Genomic DNA, 21,510 nt, shown 5'->3' on the forward strand with positions numbered 1-21,510 from the left:
CACAGGGCAAGCAGCACCCAGCATTGCCTGATGTGCCTGCCTGCATGAGCTGGTGCCAGTGACTGTCCTCACAGGAAACTGGCCCGGCTCATCACGCTGAGCGAATGACCTTCCCGCTGGCCAGGTCACGGATAACACTCGGATTCTTGCGCCCACCCAAGCTGCCACCCAGCACCAGATCCAGCTGCCCGCGAAAGTACTGCTCCACACGGATTCGCGTGCGTGCCGCGGGACGCCCCTGGGGATTGGCCGAAGTGGAAATCAACGGACCGACCAAGGCACACAGCTCACGCACCTGCGGATGGTCGCTGACCCGCAATGCCACGGTGTCGTGGACCCCGGTAATCCATTCCGGCAACAGGTCCTGATGGGGCACCAACCAGGTGTTGGGCCCGGGCCAGGTGCTGGACATGCGCTCGATCCAGGTGTCCGGGAAGTCTTCGAAGAGAAAGTCGAACTGGCGGATGTTATCGGCGATCAGGATCAGGCCCTTGTCCACCGAACGCGACTTGATCGCCAGCAGACGATCCACTGCCTCCTCGTTCCATGGATCGCACCCCAGGCCCCAGACCGCTTCGGTTGGGTAGGCAATTACCGCTCCTGCGCGAATTTCTCGTGCGGCTTGTTGCACGCGCCAACTGCTGACCATTACTGATTCTCCGGGATTAAGGCTGTGCGCAGTTTACCGATCTTGTCTGTAAAACCTAGCTCACCCGCGCAAACCAGCGACCGGACTCACAGACGGCGCGCCCTGCCAATTCCAGCTCCGTGAGTTCACCCAACACCTTGGGCAACGCCCAGCCGCTGGCCGTGGCCAGGGCCTCGCTGGTCTGCGGCGCCGCGTGCAGCAGCTGCAGCAACGGATGCTCGGCGACAGCCGGCGGTGGCTCTGTGGATAACCCCAGGTGCTGCCAACCGCGCAGGGCTTCGAGAATGTGTTCGATGGTCTCCACCAGCACCGCGCCATCACGAATCAATTGATGACAGCCACGGGCCCCGGGGTGATGAATCGACCCCGGAATGGCGTAGACCTCACGCCCCTGTTCCCCCGCCAGGCGCGCGGTGATCAACGACCCGCTGGCGACACTGGCCTCGACCACCAGCACCCCCAGGGACAAACCACTGATGATCCGGTTGCGCCGCGGGAAGTGGCTGGCCTGGGGCCCGGTCTCCAGCGGGAACTCGGAAACCACCGCGCTGCCGCGCTCAATCATCGCCTCGGCCAGGGCCCGGTGGCGCTGTGGATAAAAATTTTCCAGGCCGGTGCCGAGCACGCCCACGGTTTGCCCGCCAACATCCAGTGCAGCCTGATGCGCCGCACCATCGATGCCCAAAGCCAAGCCACTGGTGATGACAAAACCGGCCCCGGCGAGGCTGCGGGAAAAAGCCCTCGCCGTGTCCATCCCGGGCTTGGACGCGCGGCGGCTGCCGACCATCGCCAACTGCGGTTTTTCCAGAATCCGTGGGTCACCCGCGACAAACAACAGGGGTGGAGCGTCAGACAATTGCGCGAGCAACGCCGGGTAGCCCGGCTCGCCCAACAGCAGCAAATGCTGGCCCGGACGCTCAAGCCAGGCCAATGCACGGCTGGCGCCATCCCGTACTTCGACACTGCGCCGGGCCTCGGTACAAGCCTGGGGCAACCCCAGGGCACGCCACGCACTGGCCGGCGCGCTGATGGCCTTGGAGGCCGAACCAAAGGCGTCAAGCAAGCGCTGAAAACGCCTCGGACCTAGCTCCGGCAGGCGATGCAAACGTAAACGCGCTTCCAGTTCCGCGGGGGAAACCTGGGCAGTGACAGGCTGGGTCATAGGATCATCCTTGATCGTTATAAGCCCCGCTGTGGCGGGAATAAGCTGTGGATAACTCTGTTGGTAACTTGTTGAGGAATGGGCTGCTTCAAGGGTTGCGCAGCTTGTCCTGCACTGCCAGCGAACGCGAGGCGCTGAGCACCAATCCATAGCTGAGCCGGTCATAGGTTCGAAACACCATCAGCAGTCCGGCACGTTCGTCAGGAATCTTCACCTGTTCGCCGGCGACCCGGTCACGCACGGTTTCGCCGGTCTTCATCACCGCCAGCACGTTGCCGGGTGTCAGGCCGTCCAGCCGGCCCTTGTCCAGGGTCACCACATCCATGGCCCCGACCTGGGTCACCCCACGCGGCACATCGATGATCAGGCCGTCGACGGGGCGATCCGGCGCGCTGGGCACGAAGTTCTCTGCCGCGGGCGGGGCCTGGCTGGGGAACAGGCGATCCCCCGGGCGCACCTCCTGAGTGGTGCGTTGCAGGGCCAAGGTCGCCAGGTCACCGTCGAGCGCCAGCACCTCGCCGCCGCCGATATCGTCGGCATTGATCCCCAATACCTCCTGGCTTTGCGGATCGCGGTAGACCTTGCCCTGACGGAAGATGCCATAGGCCACGGGCAGCGCCACGTCGAAATGCCCGCGCGCGAACACACGGTCGCCGCTGCCGGCCAGGACCCGCTCGGCATCGCCGGCAACGATATAGGGCGCCTGCCGGAAATCCTCTTCGCGCTCGATCATGCGATTGCCCAGCAGGAAGCTGTCGATGGCGTGCGGTGGCAGAGCCGGTATCGCATCCACCAGGGGCGTGCGCCGTACTTGCGGGGATAACTTGAGGGTGCCGCGTGAGGTGCCGCGCTCGAGGTTGAGCTGCGGCTGTCCGGAAGACTGGACCAGGGTCAGGACATCGCCCGGATACAGCAGGTCGGGATCACCCACCTGGGTATTGGCCTGCCACAGTGCCGGCCATTGCCAGGGATCACGCAGGAATTGGCCGGCGATGCTCCACAGCGTATCGCCCGCAGCCACCGTATAGCGCTGTGGATAACCCTCCCGAAGTGGCACCTGCGCCTGGGCGATCGCGGCCCAGCCCAACAGCAGCAAGGCGAGTAGTGATTTCCTCATGCGGTGAATCCCTTTATTATGTGCGTTCGCGTGAAACGCCAGAGCCTGCGCGGCTCGCTCCTCCTGCTGGAGCACGTTTTGCAACGGTAGCCCGGGTCCAGCACCTGCAAGGCCACCGACTCCGCCCTTACTTCACACGTGTAGCAATTACGCCTATGGCCATTTTAAACATCCTCGAATTCCCCGATTCGCGCCTGCGCACTATCGCCAAACCGGTGGACGTAGTGGACGACGAAGTGCGTCAGTTGGTCGACGACATGTTTGAAACAATGTATGAAGCGCCCGGTATCGGCCTGGCCGCGACTCAAGTCAACGTACACAAGCGCATCGTGGTCATGGACCTCTCCGAAGACCGCAGCGAACCTCGGGTGTTCATCAACCCCGAGTTCGAAGTCCTCACCGACGAGATGGAGCAGTACCAGGAAGGCTGCCTGTCGGTGCCGGGTTTCTACGAAAACGTCGATCGCCCGCAACGCGTCAAGATCAAGGCCCTGGACCGCGACGGCAAGCCGTATGAGCTGATCGCCGAAGGCCTGCTCGCGGTTTGCATCCAGCATGAATGCGACCACCTCAACGGCAAGTTGTTCGTTGACTACCTGTCCACGCTCAAACGTGACCGGATCAAGAAGAAGCTGGAAAAACAGCATCGCCAGAACGCTTGATGCCCTTCTTCCAAAGGCTTGCAGCAGCAAGCCTTTTTCTTTTCCGCATGTTTACCACCGAGAATTCCCATGACTGAGCCACTGCGCATCGTCTTTGCCGGCACCCCGGAATTTGCCGCCGAACACCTCAAGGCCCTGCTCGAAAGCCCGTACGAGATCGTTGCGGTCTACACCCAGCCGGACCGCCCGGCGGGGCGCGGGCAAAAACTGATGCCGAGCCCGGTCAAGCAGCTGGCCCTGGAACACGACATCGTGGTGCTGCAACCGCCGACCCTGCGTGCTCCCGAAGCCCAGGCCGAATTGGCGGCGCTCAAGCCCGACCTGATGGTGGTGGTGGCTTACGGCCTGATCCTGCCGCAGGTGGTGCTGGATATTCCGCGCCTGGGCTGCATCAACAGCCACGCTTCGCTGCTGCCACGCTGGCGTGGTGCGGCGCCGATCCAGCGCGCGGTGCAAGCCGGCGACGCGATGAGCGGCGTGACCGTGATGCGCATGGAAGCCGGCCTGGACACCGGGCCGATGCTGCTCAAGGTCAGCACCCCGATCACCGCCGAAGACACCGGTGGCAGCCTGCACGACCGCCTGGCGCACATGGGCCCACCGGCCGTGGTGCAGGCCATCGCCGGCCTGGCTGCCGGCACCTTGCACGGCGAAGTGCAGGACGACACGCTCGCCACCTACGCCCACAAGCTGAACAAGGACGAGGCGCGTATCGACTGGAGCCGCCCGGCCGTTGAGCTGGAGCGCCTGGTGCGCGCCTTCAACCCGTGGCCGATCTGCCACAGCAGCTTGAATGGCGAAGCCTTGAAAGTCCTGGCCGCGCAACTGGCTGAAGGCCAGGGCGCACCGGGTGAAATCCTCGGCGCCAGCAAGGACGGCCTGATCGTCGCCTGCGGTGAACAGGCGCTGTGCCTGACCCGCCTGCAATTGCCCGGCGGCAAGGCCCTCAGCTTCAGTGACCTGTTCAACAGCCGCCGCGAGAAATTCGCCATCGGCACGCTCCTCGGTCAAACGGTAGACGCCCAATGAACCCGCGTCTGGCCGCCGCCAAGGCCCTGGCAGCCGTACTCAACGGCAAGGCATCGCTCAACAGCTCGCTGCCGACCCAGCTGGACAAGGTCGAAGACCGCGATCGCGGCTTTACCCAGGACCTGGCCTTCGGCACTGCGCGCTGGCAGCCACGGCTGTCGGCACTGGCGGCCAAACTGCTGCAGAAGCCGTTCAAGGCAGCCGATGCCGATGTCGAGGCCCTGCTGCTGGTCGGTCTCTACCAACTGCTCTACACCCGGGTTCCACCCCACGCCGCCATCGGCGAAACCGTGGGTTGCGCCGACAAGCTGAAAAAACCCTGGGCCAAGGCCCTGCTCAATGCCGTGCTGCGCCGCGCCCAGCGTGAAAGCGAAACGCTGCTGGCCGAGCTGGAACATGACCCGGTGGTGCGCACAGCCCACCCGCGCTGGCTGCAAAAGTCGCTCAAGGCGTTCTGGCCCGAGCAGTGGGAAGCCATCTGCGCGGCGAATAACGCGCACCCGCCGATGATCCTGCGGGTCAACCGCCGTCACCATTCCCGTGATGCCTACCTCGGGCTGCTGAGCGCCGCCGGTGTGGCGGCCACGCCTTGCGTGTACAGCCAGGATGGCATCGTCCTCGACGCCGCCGCCGATGTGCGCGGCCTGCCGGGCTTTGCCGAAGGCTGGATCAGCGTGCAGGACGAAGCCGCGCAACTGGCCGCCGACCTGCTGGACCTGGCCCCCGGCCAACGGGTGCTGGACGCCTGCTGCGCACCGGGCGGCAAGACCTGCCACATCCTTGAAGTCGAGCCCAAGCTGGCCGGCGTGGTCGCCGTCGACCTGGAAGCCAAGCGCCTGGTGCGCGTGCGGGAAAACCTCGAACGCCTGGGGCTGGCCGCCGAACTGATCGCCGCCGATGGCCGCGACACCCAGGCCTGGTGGGACGGCAAGCCGTTCCAGCGGATCCTGCTGGACGCGCCATGCTCGGCCACCGGGGTCATCCGCCGCCATCCGGACATCAAACTCACCCGCCAAGCCGACGACATCGCCGCCCTCGCACAGCTGCAAGGCGAGCTGCTGGACGCGCTGTGGCCAACCCTCGACGTCGGCGGGATCCTGCTCTACGCCACCTGCTCGACCCTGCCCACCGAGAACACCGCAGTGATCGAAGCGTTCCTGGGGCGCACCCCGGGAGCTCGCGAATTGGACATCGCCGGGCAAAACGGGCAGCCTGCGGCCGGCTTGAAGCAACCCCATGGTCGCCAGTTGCTGGCTCAGCAAGGCGGCCATGACGGGTTCTACTACGCCAAGCTGATCAAGATCGCCGCCGCGCGCGGTTAACCGGGTTTAAGGGAGTGACTGGATGAAGATCATCATCCTCGGCGCAGGGCAGGTGGGTGGCACCCTGGCGGAACACTTGGCCAGCGAAGCCAACGACATCACCGTGGTCGACACCGACGGCGAACGCCTGCGGGACCTCGGCGACCGCCTGGACATCCGCACCGTGCAGGGCCGCGCCTCGTTCCCGACGGTGCTGCGCCAGGCCGGTGCCGACGACGCCGACATGCTGGTGGCGGTGACCAACAGCGACGAGACCAACATGGTCGCCTGCCAGGTCGCCCACACCCTGTTCCACACCCCGACCAAGATCGCCCGGGTGCGCGAAGCCGCGTACCTGACCCGCGCCGGCCTGTTCGACAACGACGCGATCCCGGTGGACGTGCTGATCAGCCCCGAGCAGGTGGTGACCAACTACATCAAGCGCCTGATCGAACACCCCGGCGCGCTGCAAGTGATCGACTTCGCCGAAGGCAAGGCGCAGCTGGTGGCGGTCAAGGCCTACTACGGCGGCCCGCTGGTGGGCCAGCAACTGCGCCAGTTGCGTGAGCACATGCCCAACGTCGATACCCGGGTGGCGGCGATCTTCCGTCGTGACCGGCCGATCATGCCCAAGGGCGATACGGTGATCGAAGCCGACGACGAGGTGTTCTTCATTGCCGCCAAGGCCCACATCCGAGCGGTGATGAGCGAGATGCGCCGCCTTGATGAAACCTACAAGCGCATCGTCATCGCCGGTGGCGGGCAGATCGGCGAGCGTCTGGCCGAGGCCATCGAAAGCCGCTACCAGGTGAAGATCATCGAGATGAACCCGGCGCGCTGCCGCTACCTCTCGGACACCCTGGACAGCACCGTGGTGCTGCAGGGCAGCGCCTCGGACCGCGACCTGCTGCTGGAAGAGAACATCGCCGACGCCGACATCTTCCTGGCCCTGACCAACGACGACGAAGCCAACATCATGTCGTCGCTGCTGGCCAAGCGCCTGGGGGCGAAGAAGGTCATGACCATCATCAACAACCCGGCCTACGTCGACCTGATCCAGGGCGGCGATATCGACATCGCCATCAGCCCGCAGTTGGCCACCATCGGCACCCTGCTGGCCCACGTGCGCCGCGGCGATATCGTCAGCGTGCACTCCCTGCGCCGGGGCGCGGCAGAGGCGATCGAGGCCATCGCCCATGGTGACGCCAAGTCGAGCAAGGTGATCGGGCGCGCCATCGAGAACATCGGCCTGCCGCCGGGCACCACCATCGGCGCGATCATTCGCGATGAAGAAGTGCTGATCGCCCACGATGACACCGTGATCGAGGCCGGCGATCACGTGATCCTGTTCCTTGTGGATAAAAAGCACATCCGCGACGTGGAAAAACTGTTCCACGTCGGCCTGAGCTTCTTCTAACCCCTCGCGCTCGCCTGTGGCGGCTGCCCCAGGCTCGAGCGCGTTGCCACAGCCGCTGTGCTTCTTGCACAACCAAAACTATCCACAGGACACAAGACCATGCTGGATTCCCTGGAAAAAATGCTCGCCAAGGGTGTGGATAACGCCCTGTTGCGCTTCGGCCTGGGCAAGGGCTACCTGGACCTCGGTGAGCCCGCCAAAGCCGCCGAGCACCTGCAACGCTGCGTGACCTTCGACCCCAAGTACTCGGCCGCGTGGAAGCTCCTGGGCAAGGCCTTCCAGGCCAAGGCCGACTATCCGGCCGCACGCCAGGCCTGGGAACAGGGCTTGGAAGCCGCCCGCGCTCATGGCGACAAGCAGGCAGAAAAGGAAATGACCGTCTTCCTCAAAAAGCTCGAGCGCCACTCCCAACCGTAAATCCCCCCGACCGTCCCAACCCGTGCCTCGGCGGCTACAGGGTTGAGGGGCGGTTGGAGGGTTCAGAGATAGCGCAGCGCAATGCCTTGCGCGTCGACCTGCACCACTTCCATGCGCACTCGCGGCGCAATGACCGGCAAACCCTGGACCTGTCCATAGACCACCGCGCCCTTGGGCAGGGCGGCCAGGATCGGGTTTTGTACATACACGCCGCTGGACGACAGGTTGCGCGTCTGCTCCAAGCACTCGCCGAAGCTCTCGTGCTGGATGGTGATGCGGAAGGATTTACGCTGATCGGACATCTGTTGCGCCCTTGCTCGTCAGGTGTGGATAACTTCAGGCATGAAGTTATCCACAGATCATGCCAGCTCTTGTCAGTACCAGCGCTCTTCGCCGGGCGGACGTTTCTTGAAGCGTTTCATGCTCCACATGTACTGGCTCGGATACGCCGCCACATAGCGCTCGACCACCTTGCTCATGGCCGCGCAGGACACCTGGGTATCGGTGCTGTACATCGCTTCGGGTGCCGCTTCGAGGATCACCTTGTAGCCTGAACCGTCAGGCAGGCGCAGGGCGTGCAGGAATACACCCACCGCCTTGCCCCCGGCCAGCATGTTCGGCACGAACTTGCTGGTGAGCGCCTGGGTGGCGAAGAAGGGCACGAAGATCCCGGCGGATTCGGCCGGTTCCGGGTCGGCGGGAATCCCCACTGCCCCCCCTTTGCGCACTTCCTTGATGACACTGAGGATGCCTTCCTTGGTGGACGCGGCAACGCGATTGCCCAACTGCACCCGCTGTTTGCGCAGCAGATCATCCACCGCCTTGAGCTTGGGCGGACGGTAGAAAATGATCGGTTTGCACTGGTTGCAATAGAAGTGGTTGAGCACCTCCCAGTTGCCCAGGTGGCTGGTGATGCCGACCACGCCCTTGCCCGACGCCAGAGCCTCTTTCAGCACCTCCAGGCCCTGGACTTCACGCACCAGGTCGATGGAGCGCTGGGCCGGCCAGATCCAGGCGCAGGCGCTTTCGGTCAGGGACTTGCCGATGTCTTTCAGGCTCTGTCCCACCAAACGCTCGCGTTCGGCGGCGTCCATTTCGGGGAAGCACTTGGCCAGGTTGATCCGCACCACATCGCGGGAACGGTTGGGGGTTTTCCACATGATCCAGCCAATGGCCGAACCGACGGCCTGCACTGCGCGCCACGGCAGCAGGGCAAACAACCGCAGAGCGCCCACCAGCAGGGCGCCTTTGAACTTATCCACAAGTGACTCCTGAGCTGTTGGTCATGACCTAGTCGCAGCCGGCTATTCTAACCGCGCGTTGGCGAGGAAGGCGTAGCGATCACAGTCACGGGTGTGATCCATGACCATGCCCGAGGCCTGCATCAAGGCATAACAGATGGTCGGTCCGACGAACGTGAAGCCGGCTTTCTGCAGGCCCTTGCTCATTGCCTGGGCCTCGGGCGTGACCGCCGGCACTTCACTGCGGTCCTTGAAATGATTGACTTTGGGCACCCCGCCGACAAACGACCAGAGCAGCCCCACCGGGTCTTCCAGCTCCAGCCAGGCCTGGGCATTGCGCCGGGCGGCGTTGAGTTTGAGGCGGTTGCGGATGATCCCGGGGTCGAGCATCAGCTCGTCGATTTCGGCATCGCTCATCTGCGCCACCCGCTGCACATCGAAGCCGAACAGCACCTGGCGATAGCGCTCGCGCTTCTTCAAAACGGTGATCCATGACAGCCCGGCCTGGAACCCTTCGAGCAATAACAACTCGAACAAGCGCTGCGCATCGCGTAGCGGCACGCCCCACTCCTGATCGTGATAAGCCATGTACAGCGGATCATCGGAACACCAAAAGCAGCGTGGCATAAGGCTCCAGGGGGCGTGCGCACGACCGAATCGGGTATACTCCCGCTCCTTAAATCGCAGCCCAAGTAACAGGTGAATTTCGTGAGCCAGCCTACGCCAGCCGTGCGTACCTTCCAAGACTTGATCCTCGCCCTCCAGCAATACTGGGCCGAGCAAGGTTGTGTGGTACTTCAGCCCTACGATATGGAAGTAGGCGCCGGCACTTTCCACACCGCCACCTTCCTGCGGGCTATCGGCCCGGAAACCTGGAACGCCGCTTATGTGCAGCCCAGTCGTCGCCCGACTGACGGCCGCTACGGCGAAAACCCCAACCGCTTGCAGCACTACTACCAGTTCCAGGTGGTATTGAAGCCCAACCCGGACAACTTCCAGGAGCTGTACCTGGGTTCGTTGAAGCACGTGGGCCTCGACCCGCTGGTGCACGACATCCGTTTCGTCGAAGACAACTGGGAATCGCCGACCCTCGGCGCCTGGGGTCTGGGCTGGGAAGTCTGGCTCAACGGCATGGAAGTCACCCAGTTCACCTACTTCCAGCAAGCTGGCGGCATCGAGTGCTACCCGGTCACCGGCGAAATCACCTACGGCCTGGAACGCCTGGCCATGTACCTGCAGGGCGTGGACTCGGTGTACGACCTGGTGTGGGCCGACGGCCCGTTCGGCAAGGTCACCTATGGCGATGTGTTCCACCAGAACGAAGTGGAACAATCGACCTACAACTTCGAACACGCCAACGTCGAGAAGCTGTTCGAACTGTTCGACTTCTATGAAAGCGAAGCCAAGCGCCTGATCGAGCTGGATCAGCCGCTGCCGTTGCCGAGCTACGAAATGGTGTTGAAGGCTTCCCATACCTTCAACCTGCTGGACGCCCGCCGTGCCATCTCGGTAACCGCGCGCCAGCAATACATTCTGCGAGTCCGCACCCTGGCGCGTTCCGTTGCGCAAGCCTACCTGCTGGCCCGTGCCAAGCTGGGCTTCCCGATGGCGACCCCGGACCTGCGTGACGAAGTGTTGGCTAAGCTGGAGGCGGCACAATGAGTGCGCAAGATTTCCTGGTTGAACTGGGCACTGAAGAACTGCCACCGAAGGCCCTGAATACCCTGGCCGAAGCCTTCCTGGCCGGCATCGAGAAAGGCCTGCAGGCCGCTGGCCTGGGCTTTGAAGCCAAACAGGTCTATGCCGCGCCACGGCGCCTGGCGGTCCTGATCACCGCGCTGGCCACCCAGCAGCCTGATCGCAGCATCAACCTCGACGGCCCGCCACGCCAGGCGGCGTTCGACGCGGAAGGCAACCCGACCCAGGCGGCCCTGGGCTTCGCCAAGAAATGCGGCGTCGAGCTCAGCGAAATCGACCAGAGCGGCCCGAAACTGCGCTACAGCCAGAGCATCAAGGGCAAGCCGACCGCCAGCTTGCTGCCGACCATTGTCGAAGACTCGCTGAACGACCTGCCGATCCCCAAGCGCATGCGCTGGGGTGCCCGCAAGGAAGAGTTCGTGCGTCCGACCCAATGGCTGGTGATGCTGCTCGGTGACCAGGTCATCGATTGCACCATCCTGGCCCAGAAAGCCGGTCGTGAATCCCGTGGCCACCGTTTCCATCACCCGGAAACCGTGCGTATCAGCTCGCCGGCCAGCTACCTCGACGACCTGCGCGCCGCCTACGTGCTGGCAGACGCCAATGAGCGTCGCACGCTGATCAGCAAGCGCACCGAAGAACTGGCGCGCCTGCAGGAAGGCACCGCCATCGTGCCGCCAGCCCTGCTCGATGAAGTGACCGCCCTGGTCGAATGGCCAGTACCGCTGGTGTGCTCGTTCGAGGAGCGCTTCCTCGACGTGCCGCAAGAAGCCCTGATCATCACCATGCAGGACAACCAGAAGTACTTCTGCCTGCTGGACGTCGACGGCAAATTGCTGCCGCGCTTCATCACCGTGGCCAACATTGAAAGCAAGGACCCGCAGCAGATCATCGCCGGTAACGAGAAAGTCGTTCGTCCGCGCTTGACCGATGCCGAGTTCTTCTTCAAGCAGGACAAAAAGCAGAAGCTCGAAGACTTCAACCTGCGCCTGCAGAACGTGGTCTTCCAGGAAAAACTCGGCAGCGTCTACGACAAGGCCGAGCGGGTTTCCAAGCTGGCCGCCTTCATCGCCCCACGCATCGGTGGCGACGCCCAGCGCGCGGCCCGTGCCGGCCTGCTGTCCAAGTGCGACCTGGCCACCGAAATGGTCGGCGAGTTCCCGGAGATGCAAGGCGTTGCCGGCTACTACTACGCCCTCAATGACGGCGAGCCGCAAGACGTTGCCCTGGCGCTGAACGAGCAGTACATGCCCCGTGGCGCCGGCGCGGCCGAACTGCCGAGCACCCTGACCGGTGCGGCGGTGGCCATTGCCGACAAGCTTGACACCCTGGTGGGGATCTTCGGCATCGGCATGCTCCCGACCGGCAGCAAGGACCCCTATGCCTTGCGCCGTGCGGCCCTGGGCGTACTGCGTATCCTGATCGACAAGAAGCTCGACCTGGACCTGACCGAAGCCGTGGCCTTCGCCGTCAACGCTTTCGGCAGCAAGATCAAGACCGCCGGCCTGGCCGACCAGGTGCTGGAATTCGTCTTCGACCGCCTGCGTGCGCGTTATGAAGATGAAGGCGTGGACGTGGCCACCTACCTCTCGGTGCGTGCACTGAAGCCGGGCTCGGCGCTGGACTTCGACCAGCGCGTACAAGCCGTGCAGGCCTTCCGCAAACTGCCGGAAGCCGCCGCACTGGCCGCCGTGAACAAGCGCGTATCGAACCTGCTGAGCAAGGTCGAAGGCAACGTGCCGAGTACCGTGGAAGCCAAGTACTTCGACAACGCCAACGAGTTCTCCCTGTATTCGGCGATCCAGCAAGCGGATCAGGCGGTGCAGCCAATGGCCGCAGCGCGTCAGTACAGCGAGACCCTGGCCCGCCTGGCCGCCTTGCGCGAGCCGGTGGATGCGTTCTTCGAAGCGGTGATGGTCAACGCTGAAGACGCCAATGTACGGGCCAACCGCTATGCGCTGCTGGCGCGTCTGCGAGGCTTGTTCCTGGGCGTTGCCGACATCTCGCTGCTGGGCTGAGGGGCTGCTGGTGAAACTGCTGATTCTCGATCGGGACGGGGTGATCAACTACGACTCCGACGCTTACATCAAGTCGGTGGAGGAGTGGCACCCACTCCCCGGATCGATCGCGGCCATCGCGCAGTTGAGCAAGGCCGGCTGGACGGTAGCGGTCGCTACCAACCAGTCGGGCATCGCTCGCGGCTACTACGATATCGCCACCCTCGACGCCATGCATGAGCGCCTGCGGGCGCTGGTGGCCGAGCAGGGTGGCGAGGTCGGGCTGATCGTCTACTGCCCACACGGTCCCGATGAGGGTTGCGCCTGTCGCAAACCCAAGCCGGGAATGCTGCACGCCATTGCCGAGCACTATCAGGTGCCCCTGACCGGTCTATGGTTTGTAGGCGACAGTCTCGGTGACCTGGAAGCGGCCAAGGCCGTCGACTCTCAGCCAGTTTTGGTAAAAACCGGGAAAGGCACAAAGACCCAGGGCTTGAACCTGCCGGTTGGCACCTTGATTTTTGACGACCTGGCGGCTGTTGCCGCTGAACTTATCCACCACTAAAGCTCTTCTGAAATCCTGATCAAGGACTGTTCGGGGGTGCGCTTTTAATAGGCGGGCAGTGCCCGCAACGGTAAATGCCGCTATGTCGATCGTGCAGGCCATCAGAACTTTTTTCTTTTACCTGCTGCTGGGCACCAGCTCGTTGCTGTGGTGTTCCCTGAGCTTTTTTATCGCGCCTTTTTTGCCGTTCAAGGCGCGCTACCGCTTTATCAACGTTTACTGGTGCCGCTGCGCGTTGTGGCTGACCAAGGTTTTTCTCGACATCCGTTTTGAAGTCAAAGGCGCCGAAAACATCCCGGACCGCCCCTGCGTGATTCAGTCGAACCACCAGAGCACCTGGGAGACGTTCTTTCTCTCGGCGTACTTCGAACCTCTGAGCCAGGTGCTCAAGCGCGAGTTACTGTTTGTGCCGTTCTTCGGCTGGGCCATGGCCATGCTGCGGCCGATCGCCATCGACCGCGACAACCCCAAGGCCGCCTTGAAAGTGGTCGCCAAGAAGGGCGATGAACTGCTCAAGGACAACGTCTGGGTACTGATTTTCCCCGAGGGCACCCGGGTCCCCTACGGTCAGATCGGCAAATTTTCCCGCAGTGGCAGCGCCCTGGCGGTGAATGCCAACTTGCCGGTCCTGCCGATTGCCCACAACGCGGGCAAGTTCTGGCCGAAGACCGGTTGGGCCAAGCGCTCCGGCACCATCACCGTGGTGATTGGCGAGCCGATGTATGCCGAAGGCTCGGGACCACGGGCCATTGCCACCCTGAACGACCGGGTACAGGCCTGGAACGAACAGGCACAACGGGACATGGGTTCACTGCCGCCAGTGAGCGCCGAAGCGGAGTCGCTGGCGTCCTGAGTATCTGTGGATAACCTGTGTACGGTTTTCTGTCTAATCGGCGAAATAGCTTCGTAAATTTATGATTTATATACATATTTCCGAAGCTCATAAAACGCCGAAAAACGTGCATAAGTTTTTCGCAGCCCCTCGCGAGGGCCGAACTCGCGAGGCTGCGCTGGACCTGTAACACGCCGTCCATGCACCTGACACCCCCACGGCGGCCAGCAGCCTGGCAGCAGCGGCCACGGGTTACTCTTCCAGCAGTGGCAGTTGCAGGGTGAAGGTCGAGCCTTGCCCCAGTTGACTGCGGCAGATGATCCGCCCCTGATGGCGCTCCACCACGGCCTTGACCATCGACAACCCCAGCCCCAGCCCATCAATGCCCTGGGCCGAGGAAAATCTCTGGTACTGACCAAACAGCTGCGGCAGATCCTGGGCGGCGATGCCTTTGCCCTGGTCGCTGATCTCACAGCTCAGCCAGCCCTCGCGGCAACTGACATGCACGCTCACCACAGAGCCCTCGGGGCTGTACTTGATCGCGTTCTCCAGCAGATTGAACAACGCCCGCGTGAGCAGGGACTGATCGGCCAGGACCATGCCTTCGGCATCTTCGTCGAGGTCGTGGACCAGGGTGATGCGCTTCAACTGGGCAATGGTCGCCGCCAGGTCGAACGCATCCAGCACCAGCATCGCGAAGATGCTCGGCTGGAACTGATAAGCCTCGGACTCGGCCTTGGCCAACTGCACAAAGGCTTCGGTCAGGCTCAGTGCGCGGCGTACCTGCTGTTCGATCTGCAGGTACACCTGGTTCTCACCGGGCGCCTGATGGCGCTGCACATCGAGCAAGGCGAGGATCGCCGAGTGGGGCGCGCGCAAGTCATGGGACAGAAACCGCAGCAGCACCGCGCGCTGCTGCTCGGCATCGCGCTCGACGCTGAGGTCGGTGAAGCTCAGCAGCCAGCCGATCGGTGTATCGCTGTCAGCTGGCAGCAACGGGGCCCGATCCAGGCGCAGGCTGCGCTCTTGGGTATCGCGAAACTCCAGGCACTGCAGTTGCGACAGGTCAGGCGACGAACCCTGTGGATAACCCAGCTCCGCCAACTGGGCGAGCAGTTCAGTGCCCAGCAGCAGGTTGGCGAACAGTTCGCGGGCCTTGCGATTGGCCAGCAGGATCCTGCCATCGGGGTTGCTGATCAGCGTCGCCACCGGCAGGTACTCCAGGCCATCGGCGATAAACCGGCGAGTGTCGCGGGTGCGGCTCATGGCCTGTTCCAGGGCGACAATCTGCCCCTGCAATACATCGCCGGACGCGACCGGGGTATGGCGGCGCTCGGGCAGAACCTTGGGTTCGCTGTCCAGGCGCGCCAGCTCCCAGCCGAAATAAGCCAGGATCACGCTCAGGCGCCGCCAATTCCAGATCAGGTACGCCAGCAGCATCCCCAGCAGGCTGGCTGCGGGCGACCACCAGCCGCCCGCCCGCAGCAACAGTGCCGAGCCCAGCAATGCCAGGCCCATGCACCCCAGGGTCAACCACAGCGCATGGCGTGGGCGCCACAGCAGCAGGCCGAGCAGGGCGGCCACCAGGGCCGCCGACAGCAGGGTCGCCGGCCAGTTGCCCAGCGCCACGATACTGCGCTGCTGCAATAAACCGTTAAGCAGGTTGGCCTGGATCTCGATGCCGGGAGTGGTCCCCAGGCTGGCCGACTGCGGCGTGACGTAGCGATCACCCAGGCCCGGGGCCGTGGAACCGATCAGGATCAAGCGGTCACGCAGCAACTCCGGCGGCACGTCGCCACGCAACACACTGACATAGGGCACGCTGGGAAAACCGCCCGCCGCGCTGATGAAGGGAATCCGCACCTCATGGGCTCGCAGCCAGCCCTGGGCCAGCTGAGGCTCGGCAGAGCCGGGCAGGGTCGCAGACGAGCCGGCCGGCCGCGTCATTTCATACAGCAGCCACGCCAGTTGCGCCTTGGGGCTCTGCGCCAAGCCCTCACGCAAATACACGCTGCGCACAATGCCATCGGCATCAGCCTGGGCATTGATATGCCCCACGGCCTTGGCACAGTCGCGCAACACGGCCACCGGTTCGATCTCACCCAGGGGTTGCCCATAGCGGGCGACGCTTTCGCGCAGCAACGGCAACAATACATTGCCCGAGCGACACAGGGCCTGGGCCAGGCGCACATCGTTATCCGGCTGGCTGTCGGGCTCGCTGAAAATCACATCGAACAGCACGCCCCGAACCTCGGCCTCGCGCAAGCGGTCCAGCAGATCCGCATGCAGCGACCGCGGCCAGGGCCATCGGCCGAGTTGTTGCAGGCTGTAGTCGTCGATGGTGACGATCAGGATTCGCGGGTCGACGGGCAGGGGGCTGAGCCGGTTCAGGCTGTCGTACAGCAGGTTGTTCAGCGCCAGCCCCGGGGTCAGGGACAACAGGGCGGTCAGGGGCAGCAGGATCAGGCTGACCCAGAGCCATTCCCGTACCAGGCCGCGAAACAGGCGCTGAGCCTGGGTCGGCTCCCGACCTTCCACACGGCGCCAGCGCTTCATCGGCAGCAGGCCGCAGGCTTATTGAACATTGCTGGTGCGCGGGTAATAGAAAATGTCATACACACCCGTCTCGCCCTCCAGCCCGTGCTCATCGAAAGCAGAGAGACGCACATGGTAGAAAAAGGCCTTCAGGCCGCTGAAGTTGACCTCGGGGGTGCTGGAAAACTGCTCCTGCTTGATGTTCAGGAACTCCTTGTCGGTCGCCACCTGGGCACGGTAGCGCCTGGCGCCCGGCAAGGGTTTGAAGATCAACTGCCAGACCGGCGCGCTGCCTGTCTGTCCGGCCTGGCCCAGCAGTCGCGGCGCCGGCAGCAGGTCGATCGGGGTCAGGGTGCCTTGTTTCTGAATGCGCAGGCCCTGGCGGGCCATGACCTGCACCTCGCCGGGGAGCGGGCCCACCGGTTTATCCACAGGCTTGTTCCTAACCGGCTTTTTAGCCTGGGGCGGATCATCCTCCCGACTCACCGCCACCTGCCCGTTAAGCACTTCGACCAACGCCTGCTGATCGTCATTGCGCACTCGGAAATGAGTACCACGTACCCCCAGGACACCTACTGGCGTGAGGATCTGGAAGCGATCGTGGTCACTGCTGCGCTTGATCACATAGGATTCGATCTGGCCCTGTTCCAGGCTGACCTGGGGCACCCCGTACTCCTGGTTCAGGCGCAGGGTGATCTTCGAACTGGAGGGCAGCACCACCCGCGAACCGTCTCCCAACGAGAGGCTGACGAAGGCTGAAGGCGAGGTCTTCACCCCCTCCTGCTCATCAATATTCATGCCCTCTTCGAGGAGGGTTTCCCGGCCCTGGGCATCCACCTTCCAGGCTTCGCCCGTCAGATGCTCCACCGTTGCCGGCAAGGGCTGGCCGCGGCATTGCAGATTGTCATCGATATAGGGCAAACGCCGAGGCGCGGCGCCGGCGTCCATCAGCGGCAGGAGCAGACACCCGAGCACACCACTCAGAACCAGCAGGCGACGGCCCGGGAAAGGCCAGGATAACGTGGGCTGCAAAGGGGTCGTTTGAGTCATGGAGTGTGCTTGGACCTGTGGCAAACCGACGGGTAAACCCTGTTATCGAACCTGTGCACCATACCTGAGGCCGATCCTGAGCCGATAGCTGCCCTTTCAATCGCCAGCCAACGCGTGCGGTGCTGGTCAGGGTATGCGGTACAAAGCGCAGGTAAAAGTGCGTGGCGATCCAGGCATGCCGACACAAGGGGAGGGTGACACTTCCGTGTGTCGGCACCGTGGCGACAGATCGCCCGGTGATCATCCTGAGGAGGCACTCCTTTTATTCCCCTTCAACACGGCTTGCGAGCAACCCGTGTCCCGCCAGCCTGGCGGTTGACACTCCCTGTGTCGGAGCACTTCCTGATGCCCCGTGTGCCACTCAGCGAGTAGGAATCTACCGCCCACAAGGCTCGGCTGGCCGATTTGCAAGATTTGTTCAGAATCCTTGGGTTCTAGAACACCCAGCGTTGCTGCTCCTGGTGCAGGGCACTTTGCTCGACGTAATGCAGGGTACTGGGAGCCACCTGGTTCGAATCAGCAAAGCCCGTGACACTGGCACTCGCTTGCGGGCTGCGCTGAACCGGCAGTTGCCCAGGGTGGGGGCTGGCAGGCGACAACACCGTCGACCCCAGGCTGAGATAGACAGCCAGTGCCAAGGCACCGAAACACCCAAGATCCTTACCCTGCACCGCCCTCACCAGCAGCCCACGGCCTGTACGAAACATCTTCCCCATGATCCTTTTCCTTGCGGGTTGCAGTCGGTATGGTTCTGCCGCACGGCAGGCCGTGACAGTGCTCCTGTCGCCTACCGGCTATTTGACATCAGCGTACCGAGCCCGCAATCGCGTCAGAGCAAATCGCCACAATTGTTCAGATTCACCTTGGCGGCCTAAACTCACCTCCACTCAGACGCCGTAAAAACGGCCACAGTGCTCCCCCCTGCAATCAAGGAACTGCCCCGCATGCGTGTCGCAATACTGGATGACGAGCCCGCCGAACTGGCCCGGGTGGAACAGACACTGCGACAGATCCCCGGGCCGGGGGACCAGCCCTGGACCCTGCACAGCTTCGAACGTGGTGAGGACCTGCTGCGCCAGCTGCGTCGAGAGACCTTTGACCTGCTGGTGCTCGACTGGCAACTGCCCGACCTCAGCGGCCTGTCATTGCTGCGCTGGACCCGCGAACACATGGAAGCGCCGCCGGCCGCGATTATGCTCACCAGCCGGGATGCCGAAAGCGATATCGTCCAGGCGCTGAATGCCGGGGCCGACGATTACGTCAGCAAACCCTTCCGCCCCAACGAACTCAAGGCTCGGGTCATGGCGGTACTGCGCCGCCACGGTTTGCAGCGCAGCACCGCCACCGAAGTGCTGAGCTTCAATGACCTGACCTTCGATGATGCGGAGCTGACCGTGACCCGGGCAGGTCAACCCATCAGCCTTACCGACCGCGAATACCGCCTGGCGCGCTGCCTGTTCGACAACCTGGGGCGACCGCTGTCACGGGAATACCTGTACCAGCGGTTCTGGACCCACGAAGAGATCGTGTCCTCACGGCCGCTGGACACCCACATCTACCGCCTGCGCAACAAGTTGGGGCTGACCACCGACCGTGGCTGGCAGTTGCTGACCATCTATGGTTACGGCTACCGGCTGGAAAGTGTCGCGTCGCCTGGCGAGCAGGGCAACTGACTGCTGGCCGTTAATAGCGGCTTGATATCAGTGCGGGTCCTGCCAGACATCTTCATAGCCGGCGCGGTCGATGATGAAACGCGTCCCGCTCGGCAGGTACAGGTAATCGATCACCTCCGGCAGCAGCTCGACCAGGTGCTCGGCGCATAGGGGCTGGTAGAAATCCACGGCGGTGGAATGTTCGCCGCAGTGGATAAACCAACTGACCGTGCCGTTCTCGGGCAACTCGACCCGGGTACCATAGATGGGCGACTGCGCAAGGGAGCCGGTGGCCAGTGCAATCATCGGCTCCGGCGCCTGGGGAGCGAGGTCGTAGCGTTCACAGATAAGCTGCTGTCGTTCGTTCATTGGCCCAGCCATCAAGGGAAAATAGGGAGAGTCCTGCCCAAGGCAAAGACCTGTTCGAGTGCCACCTCGTCATCGCTGTCACCGTCTTCGAAACACCTGAAACGACGCCCCCGCAGTGCCGGCTCCAGGCACTCGTGCAACGCCGCGGTCCGAAACAGCAACTCCATCCACAGCGTCTGCTCGCTCTCGAAGGTCAGGCGCAGATCATAGTCGGCGCGGCTGCCCAGGCCAGGGTCCTTGAACTCGACCACCTGCTCGGCAGCCCGCACACAATTCGCACTGCCGCGCAGCTGATCCATGACCTGCCGCACGTCCAGCGGCTCATCAAACACCAGACGATATTCATAGCTCATGCTCGTCTTCACTCCGTTCGCGGTCAGCTATCCAGCCACCAATTGAGCAAGGTCTCGTCATTGGTGTCATCGAGGTTTTTATAGATGTTGGCGTAGTACCACTCGATGCCCGTGGTCTCGCGGAAACGGTTGAAGAACAGGGCGATGTTGTCCATGCCGTTTCGCGCCGGCACCGACAATGTCAGATTGCCCTTATAGCGCCCGTCGAGCATGCCGCCCAACTCGGTCGCCACATCCGCCCCCAGGGCGATGATGTGTTCTTCCGGGATGTGATTCGAATAAATATGGATGCAGAAGTTACCGCCACGCTTGAGCACCACGGCGGGGACATGCGGGTCCTTGATCGAAATAATATCGCCCTTGGCCAGGTTCAGCGTCAGCCCCGGTGAGTAGAGAATCTCGTAACTGTCCGCATCGATCCGCCGTACATGCAGCGGCTCATAGACTGGGCCATGGTCATTCTGCCCCGCGACGACCCGGATCGATATTTCCTGGTTTTCATCATCCATAACAAACTTCCGAGCGATTACTGTTTTTACAAAGGGTGAAAAGAGCCGAGCCGGGCTCAGCCCCGGATCGGGGTCAACTGCTCGACAAACACCTCTCGAAGCGCCTGTTCGATGGCCGGATCGTCTTGCAGCTCAGGTGCCAGCAACAGCACCAGCTGATCCAGGCCCATACACCAGGTGACGGAGCTGGCCATGCTGAAAATGATGCGGTCCTGTTCGATACGCACCTGTGCAACCCCGCCATAGCCGGAGAGGGCAGGGCTGGAGATTTCGAGGTGGTAGGTGTCCTGGCCCAGGGCTGCGTCCTGTTCGTCGCACTCGGTGCTGCGTTGCAACACCAGGTAGTGCTCGGGCTCATCGGCGGCATCGGCAAAAGCCACAAGCCATACATCGTCTTCCAGGGTTGCGCTGAAAAAACTGGCAGGCCATTCAACAGTCATGCTTGAACCTCAAGTGAAGCCAGTGAAGAGCACTCGCTCATGCGCGCAGGCTCAATGGCCCCGTGCTGTAAACAGGCATCTTCATAGGCGATATGTTGGTCGTCGGTGATGGAGGACAGGTAGTGGTCGATTACGGAAAAACCGACCTCGGGCGCGATATCCACAGTGAACAGCGACAGGCCCCGGGTAACCGTACACCTGGCGCCGAGGCTGCGCAGGTGCTGCACAATGCTCGAGCGCTCTGACTCGCGCTCGGCAAAAACCCGCAGCGTCGAGTGCCCGGATTGCCGCACCACGCGGGTAGCGATCAGCTCATGGGCATCGGCGCGAGTCAGTACCCAGTCCCCCTTGCTCACGCCGTAGAGGTAATAGGGCGTGTTGTCCAACTCGTAGACACCTGCGCCCCGTTGGATGCCCCACAGCGACTCGTACTCCACCGGTGGGAAACCGTCGGCGTCGATGGTGAGTTTGAAAATGATCTTGTGAAACTGTGCTGTCGAGTTATCCATTCCATC

General features: G+C 63.0%; 24 protein-coding genes. 10 read left to right on the forward strand and 14 right to left on the reverse strand.

The features are described 5' to 3' along the window. Positions 1-91: 91 nt before the first annotated feature. From MF4836_RS10665 to MF4836_RS10675, 3 genes are all read right to left on the reverse strand, one after another. Positions 92-649: an L-threonylcarbamoyladenylate synthase gene (locus MF4836_RS10665; RefSeq protein ID WP_078470313.1), complete on the reverse strand. Its 558-nt coding sequence runs from the start codon at positions 647-649 to the stop codon at positions 92-94. Positions 650-704: 55 nt separating this feature from the next. After that, on the reverse strand, positions 705-1,811 hold the full coding sequence (gene dprA, locus MF4836_RS10670) for a DNA-processing protein DprA (RefSeq protein WP_078470314.1): 1,107 nt from the start codon (positions 1,809-1,811) through the stop codon (positions 705-707). 88 nt (positions 1,812-1,899) lie between these two features. Further along, a complete protein-coding gene (locus MF4836_RS10675; RefSeq protein ID WP_078470315.1) occupies positions 1,900-2,928 on the reverse strand; it encodes a LysM peptidoglycan-binding domain-containing protein in 1,029 nt (342 codons plus the stop codon). A 155-nt stretch (positions 2,929-3,083) separates the two neighbouring features. On the opposite strand from MF4836_RS10675, the gene def reads away from it, so the two are divergent. The 5 genes from def (at position 3,084) to MF4836_RS10700 (ending at position 7,754) form a co-directional block, all read left to right on the forward strand. Continuing rightward, positions 3,084-3,590: a peptide deformylase gene (gene def / locus MF4836_RS10680; RefSeq protein WP_020294974.1), complete on the forward strand. Its 507-nt coding sequence runs from the start codon at positions 3,084-3,086 to the stop codon at positions 3,588-3,590. Between the two features lie 69 nt (positions 3,591-3,659). After that, entirely contained in the window at positions 3,660-4,619 is a 960-nt protein-coding gene (gene fmt, locus MF4836_RS10685; RefSeq protein ID WP_078470316.1) for a methionyl-tRNA formyltransferase, read from the forward strand. Then, positions 4,616-5,941: a 16S rRNA (cytosine(967)-C(5))-methyltransferase RsmB gene (gene rsmB / locus MF4836_RS10690; RefSeq protein ID WP_078470317.1), complete on the forward strand. Its 1,326-nt coding sequence runs from the start codon at positions 4,616-4,618 to the stop codon at positions 5,939-5,941. Before fmt ends, rsmB begins: the two co-directional genes overlap by 4 nt. Before the next feature lie 22 nt (positions 5,942-5,963). Continuing rightward, positions 5,964-7,337 carry a Trk system potassium transporter TrkA gene (gene trkA, locus MF4836_RS10695; protein ID WP_078470318.1) on the forward strand — a complete coding sequence of 458 codons (1,374 nt, stop codon included), beginning with the start codon at positions 5,964-5,966 and terminating at the stop codon, positions 7,335-7,337. A 99-nt stretch (positions 7,338-7,436) separates the two neighbouring features. Continuing rightward, entirely contained in the window at positions 7,437-7,754 is a 318-nt protein-coding gene (locus MF4836_RS10700; protein WP_078470319.1) for a tetratricopeptide repeat protein, read from the forward strand. A 62-nt stretch (positions 7,755-7,816) separates the two neighbouring features. On the opposite strand, the gene MF4836_RS10705 is transcribed toward MF4836_RS10700, so the two are convergent. From MF4836_RS10705 to tag, 3 genes are all read right to left on the reverse strand, one after another. Then, on the reverse strand, positions 7,817-8,056 hold the full coding sequence (locus MF4836_RS10705; protein WP_078470320.1) for a pilus assembly protein PilZ: 240 nt from the start codon (positions 8,054-8,056) through the stop codon (positions 7,817-7,819). A 72-nt stretch (positions 8,057-8,128) separates the two neighbouring features. After that, a complete protein-coding gene (locus tag MF4836_RS10710) occupies positions 8,129-9,016 on the reverse strand; it encodes a lysophospholipid acyltransferase (RefSeq protein ID WP_078470321.1) in 888 nt (295 codons plus the stop codon). A 42-nt stretch (positions 9,017-9,058) separates the two neighbouring features. Further along, on the reverse strand, positions 9,059-9,622 hold the full coding sequence (tag, locus tag MF4836_RS10715; RefSeq protein ID WP_078470322.1) for a DNA-3-methyladenine glycosylase I: 564 nt from the start codon (positions 9,620-9,622) through the stop codon (positions 9,059-9,061). Between the two features lie 81 nt (positions 9,623-9,703). Here tag and glyQ point away from each other — a divergent pair, with 81 nt between their 5' ends. The 4 genes from glyQ (at position 9,704) to MF4836_RS10735 (ending at position 14,108) form a co-directional block, all read left to right on the forward strand. After that, positions 9,704-10,657: a glycine--tRNA ligase subunit alpha gene (gene glyQ / locus MF4836_RS10720; RefSeq protein ID WP_003213601.1), complete on the forward strand. Its 954-nt coding sequence runs from the start codon at positions 9,704-9,706 to the stop codon at positions 10,655-10,657. Next, positions 10,654-12,711 carry a glycine--tRNA ligase subunit beta gene (gene glyS, locus MF4836_RS10725; protein WP_078470323.1) on the forward strand — a complete coding sequence of 686 codons (2,058 nt, stop codon included), beginning with the start codon at positions 10,654-10,656 and terminating at the stop codon, positions 12,709-12,711. The genes glyQ and glyS overlap by 4 nt, the downstream gene beginning before the upstream one ends. A gap of 10 nt (positions 12,712-12,721) precedes the next feature. Further along, positions 12,722-13,255 (forward strand): D-glycero-beta-D-manno-heptose 1,7-bisphosphate 7-phosphatase, encoded by a 534-nt coding sequence (gmhB, locus tag MF4836_RS10730; RefSeq protein ID WP_078470324.1) that lies wholly within the window; start codon positions 12,722-12,724, stop codon positions 13,253-13,255. Between the two features lie 82 nt (positions 13,256-13,337). Next, positions 13,338-14,108, forward strand: coding sequence for a lysophospholipid acyltransferase family protein (locus MF4836_RS10735; RefSeq protein WP_078470325.1), 771 nt, complete (start codon positions 13,338-13,340; stop codon positions 14,106-14,108). Positions 14,109-14,339: 231 nt separating this feature from the next. On the opposite strand, the gene MF4836_RS10740 is transcribed toward MF4836_RS10735, so the two are convergent. From MF4836_RS10740 to MF4836_RS10750, 3 genes are all read right to left on the reverse strand, one after another. Next, positions 14,340-16,643 (reverse strand): CHASE2 domain-containing protein, encoded by a 2,304-nt coding sequence (locus tag MF4836_RS10740; RefSeq protein WP_078470326.1) that lies wholly within the window; start codon positions 16,641-16,643, stop codon positions 14,340-14,342. An 18-nt stretch (positions 16,644-16,661) separates the two neighbouring features. Continuing rightward, a complete protein-coding gene (locus MF4836_RS10745) occupies positions 16,662-17,672 on the reverse strand; it encodes a FecR family protein (RefSeq protein WP_078470327.1) in 1,011 nt (336 codons plus the stop codon). 434 nt (positions 17,673-18,106) lie between these two features. Next, positions 18,107-18,388 (reverse strand): hypothetical protein, encoded by a 282-nt coding sequence (locus MF4836_RS10750; protein WP_078470328.1) that lies wholly within the window; start codon positions 18,386-18,388, stop codon positions 18,107-18,109. A gap of 228 nt (positions 18,389-18,616) precedes the next feature. On the opposite strand from MF4836_RS10750, the gene MF4836_RS10755 reads away from it, so the two are divergent. Then, positions 18,617-19,345, forward strand: coding sequence for a response regulator transcription factor (locus MF4836_RS10755; RefSeq protein ID WP_078470329.1), 729 nt, complete (start codon positions 18,617-18,619; stop codon positions 19,343-19,345). A 27-nt stretch (positions 19,346-19,372) separates the two neighbouring features. Here MF4836_RS10755 and MF4836_RS10760 read toward each other — a convergent pair whose 3' ends face one another. Genes MF4836_RS10760 through MF4836_RS10780 form a run of 5 tightly spaced genes read right to left on the reverse strand, consistent with a single transcriptional unit; the run spans position 19,373 to position 21,504 of the window. Beyond that, on the reverse strand, positions 19,373-19,693 hold the full coding sequence (locus MF4836_RS10760; RefSeq protein WP_178102932.1) for an immunity protein Imm33 domain-containing protein: 321 nt from the start codon (positions 19,691-19,693) through the stop codon (positions 19,373-19,375). 11 nt (positions 19,694-19,704) lie between these two features. Next, the gene (locus MF4836_RS10765; protein WP_078470331.1) at positions 19,705-20,046 is read right to left on the reverse strand and encodes a hypothetical protein; all 342 of its coding nucleotides are present in this window, start codon (positions 20,044-20,046) and stop codon (positions 19,705-19,707) included. A gap of 23 nt (positions 20,047-20,069) precedes the next feature. Continuing rightward, a complete protein-coding gene (locus MF4836_RS10770) occupies positions 20,070-20,555 on the reverse strand; it encodes a DUF4265 domain-containing protein (RefSeq protein ID WP_078470332.1) in 486 nt (161 codons plus the stop codon). A gap of 56 nt (positions 20,556-20,611) precedes the next feature. Next, entirely contained in the window at positions 20,612-20,995 is a 384-nt protein-coding gene (locus MF4836_RS10775; RefSeq protein WP_078470333.1) for an Imm10 family immunity protein, read from the reverse strand. Next, positions 20,992-21,504, reverse strand: a complete 513-nt coding sequence (locus MF4836_RS10780) for a DUF4265 domain-containing protein (RefSeq protein ID WP_078470334.1) — start codon at positions 21,502-21,504, stop codon at positions 20,992-20,994. The genes MF4836_RS10775 and MF4836_RS10780 overlap by 4 nt, the downstream gene beginning before the upstream one ends. Positions 21,505-21,510 lie beyond the last annotated feature (6 nt).

It is taken from the genome of Pseudomonas sp. MF4836 (assembly GCF_002018875.1).
Lineage (GTDB): Bacteria > Pseudomonadota > Gammaproteobacteria > Pseudomonadales > Pseudomonadaceae > Aquipseudomonas.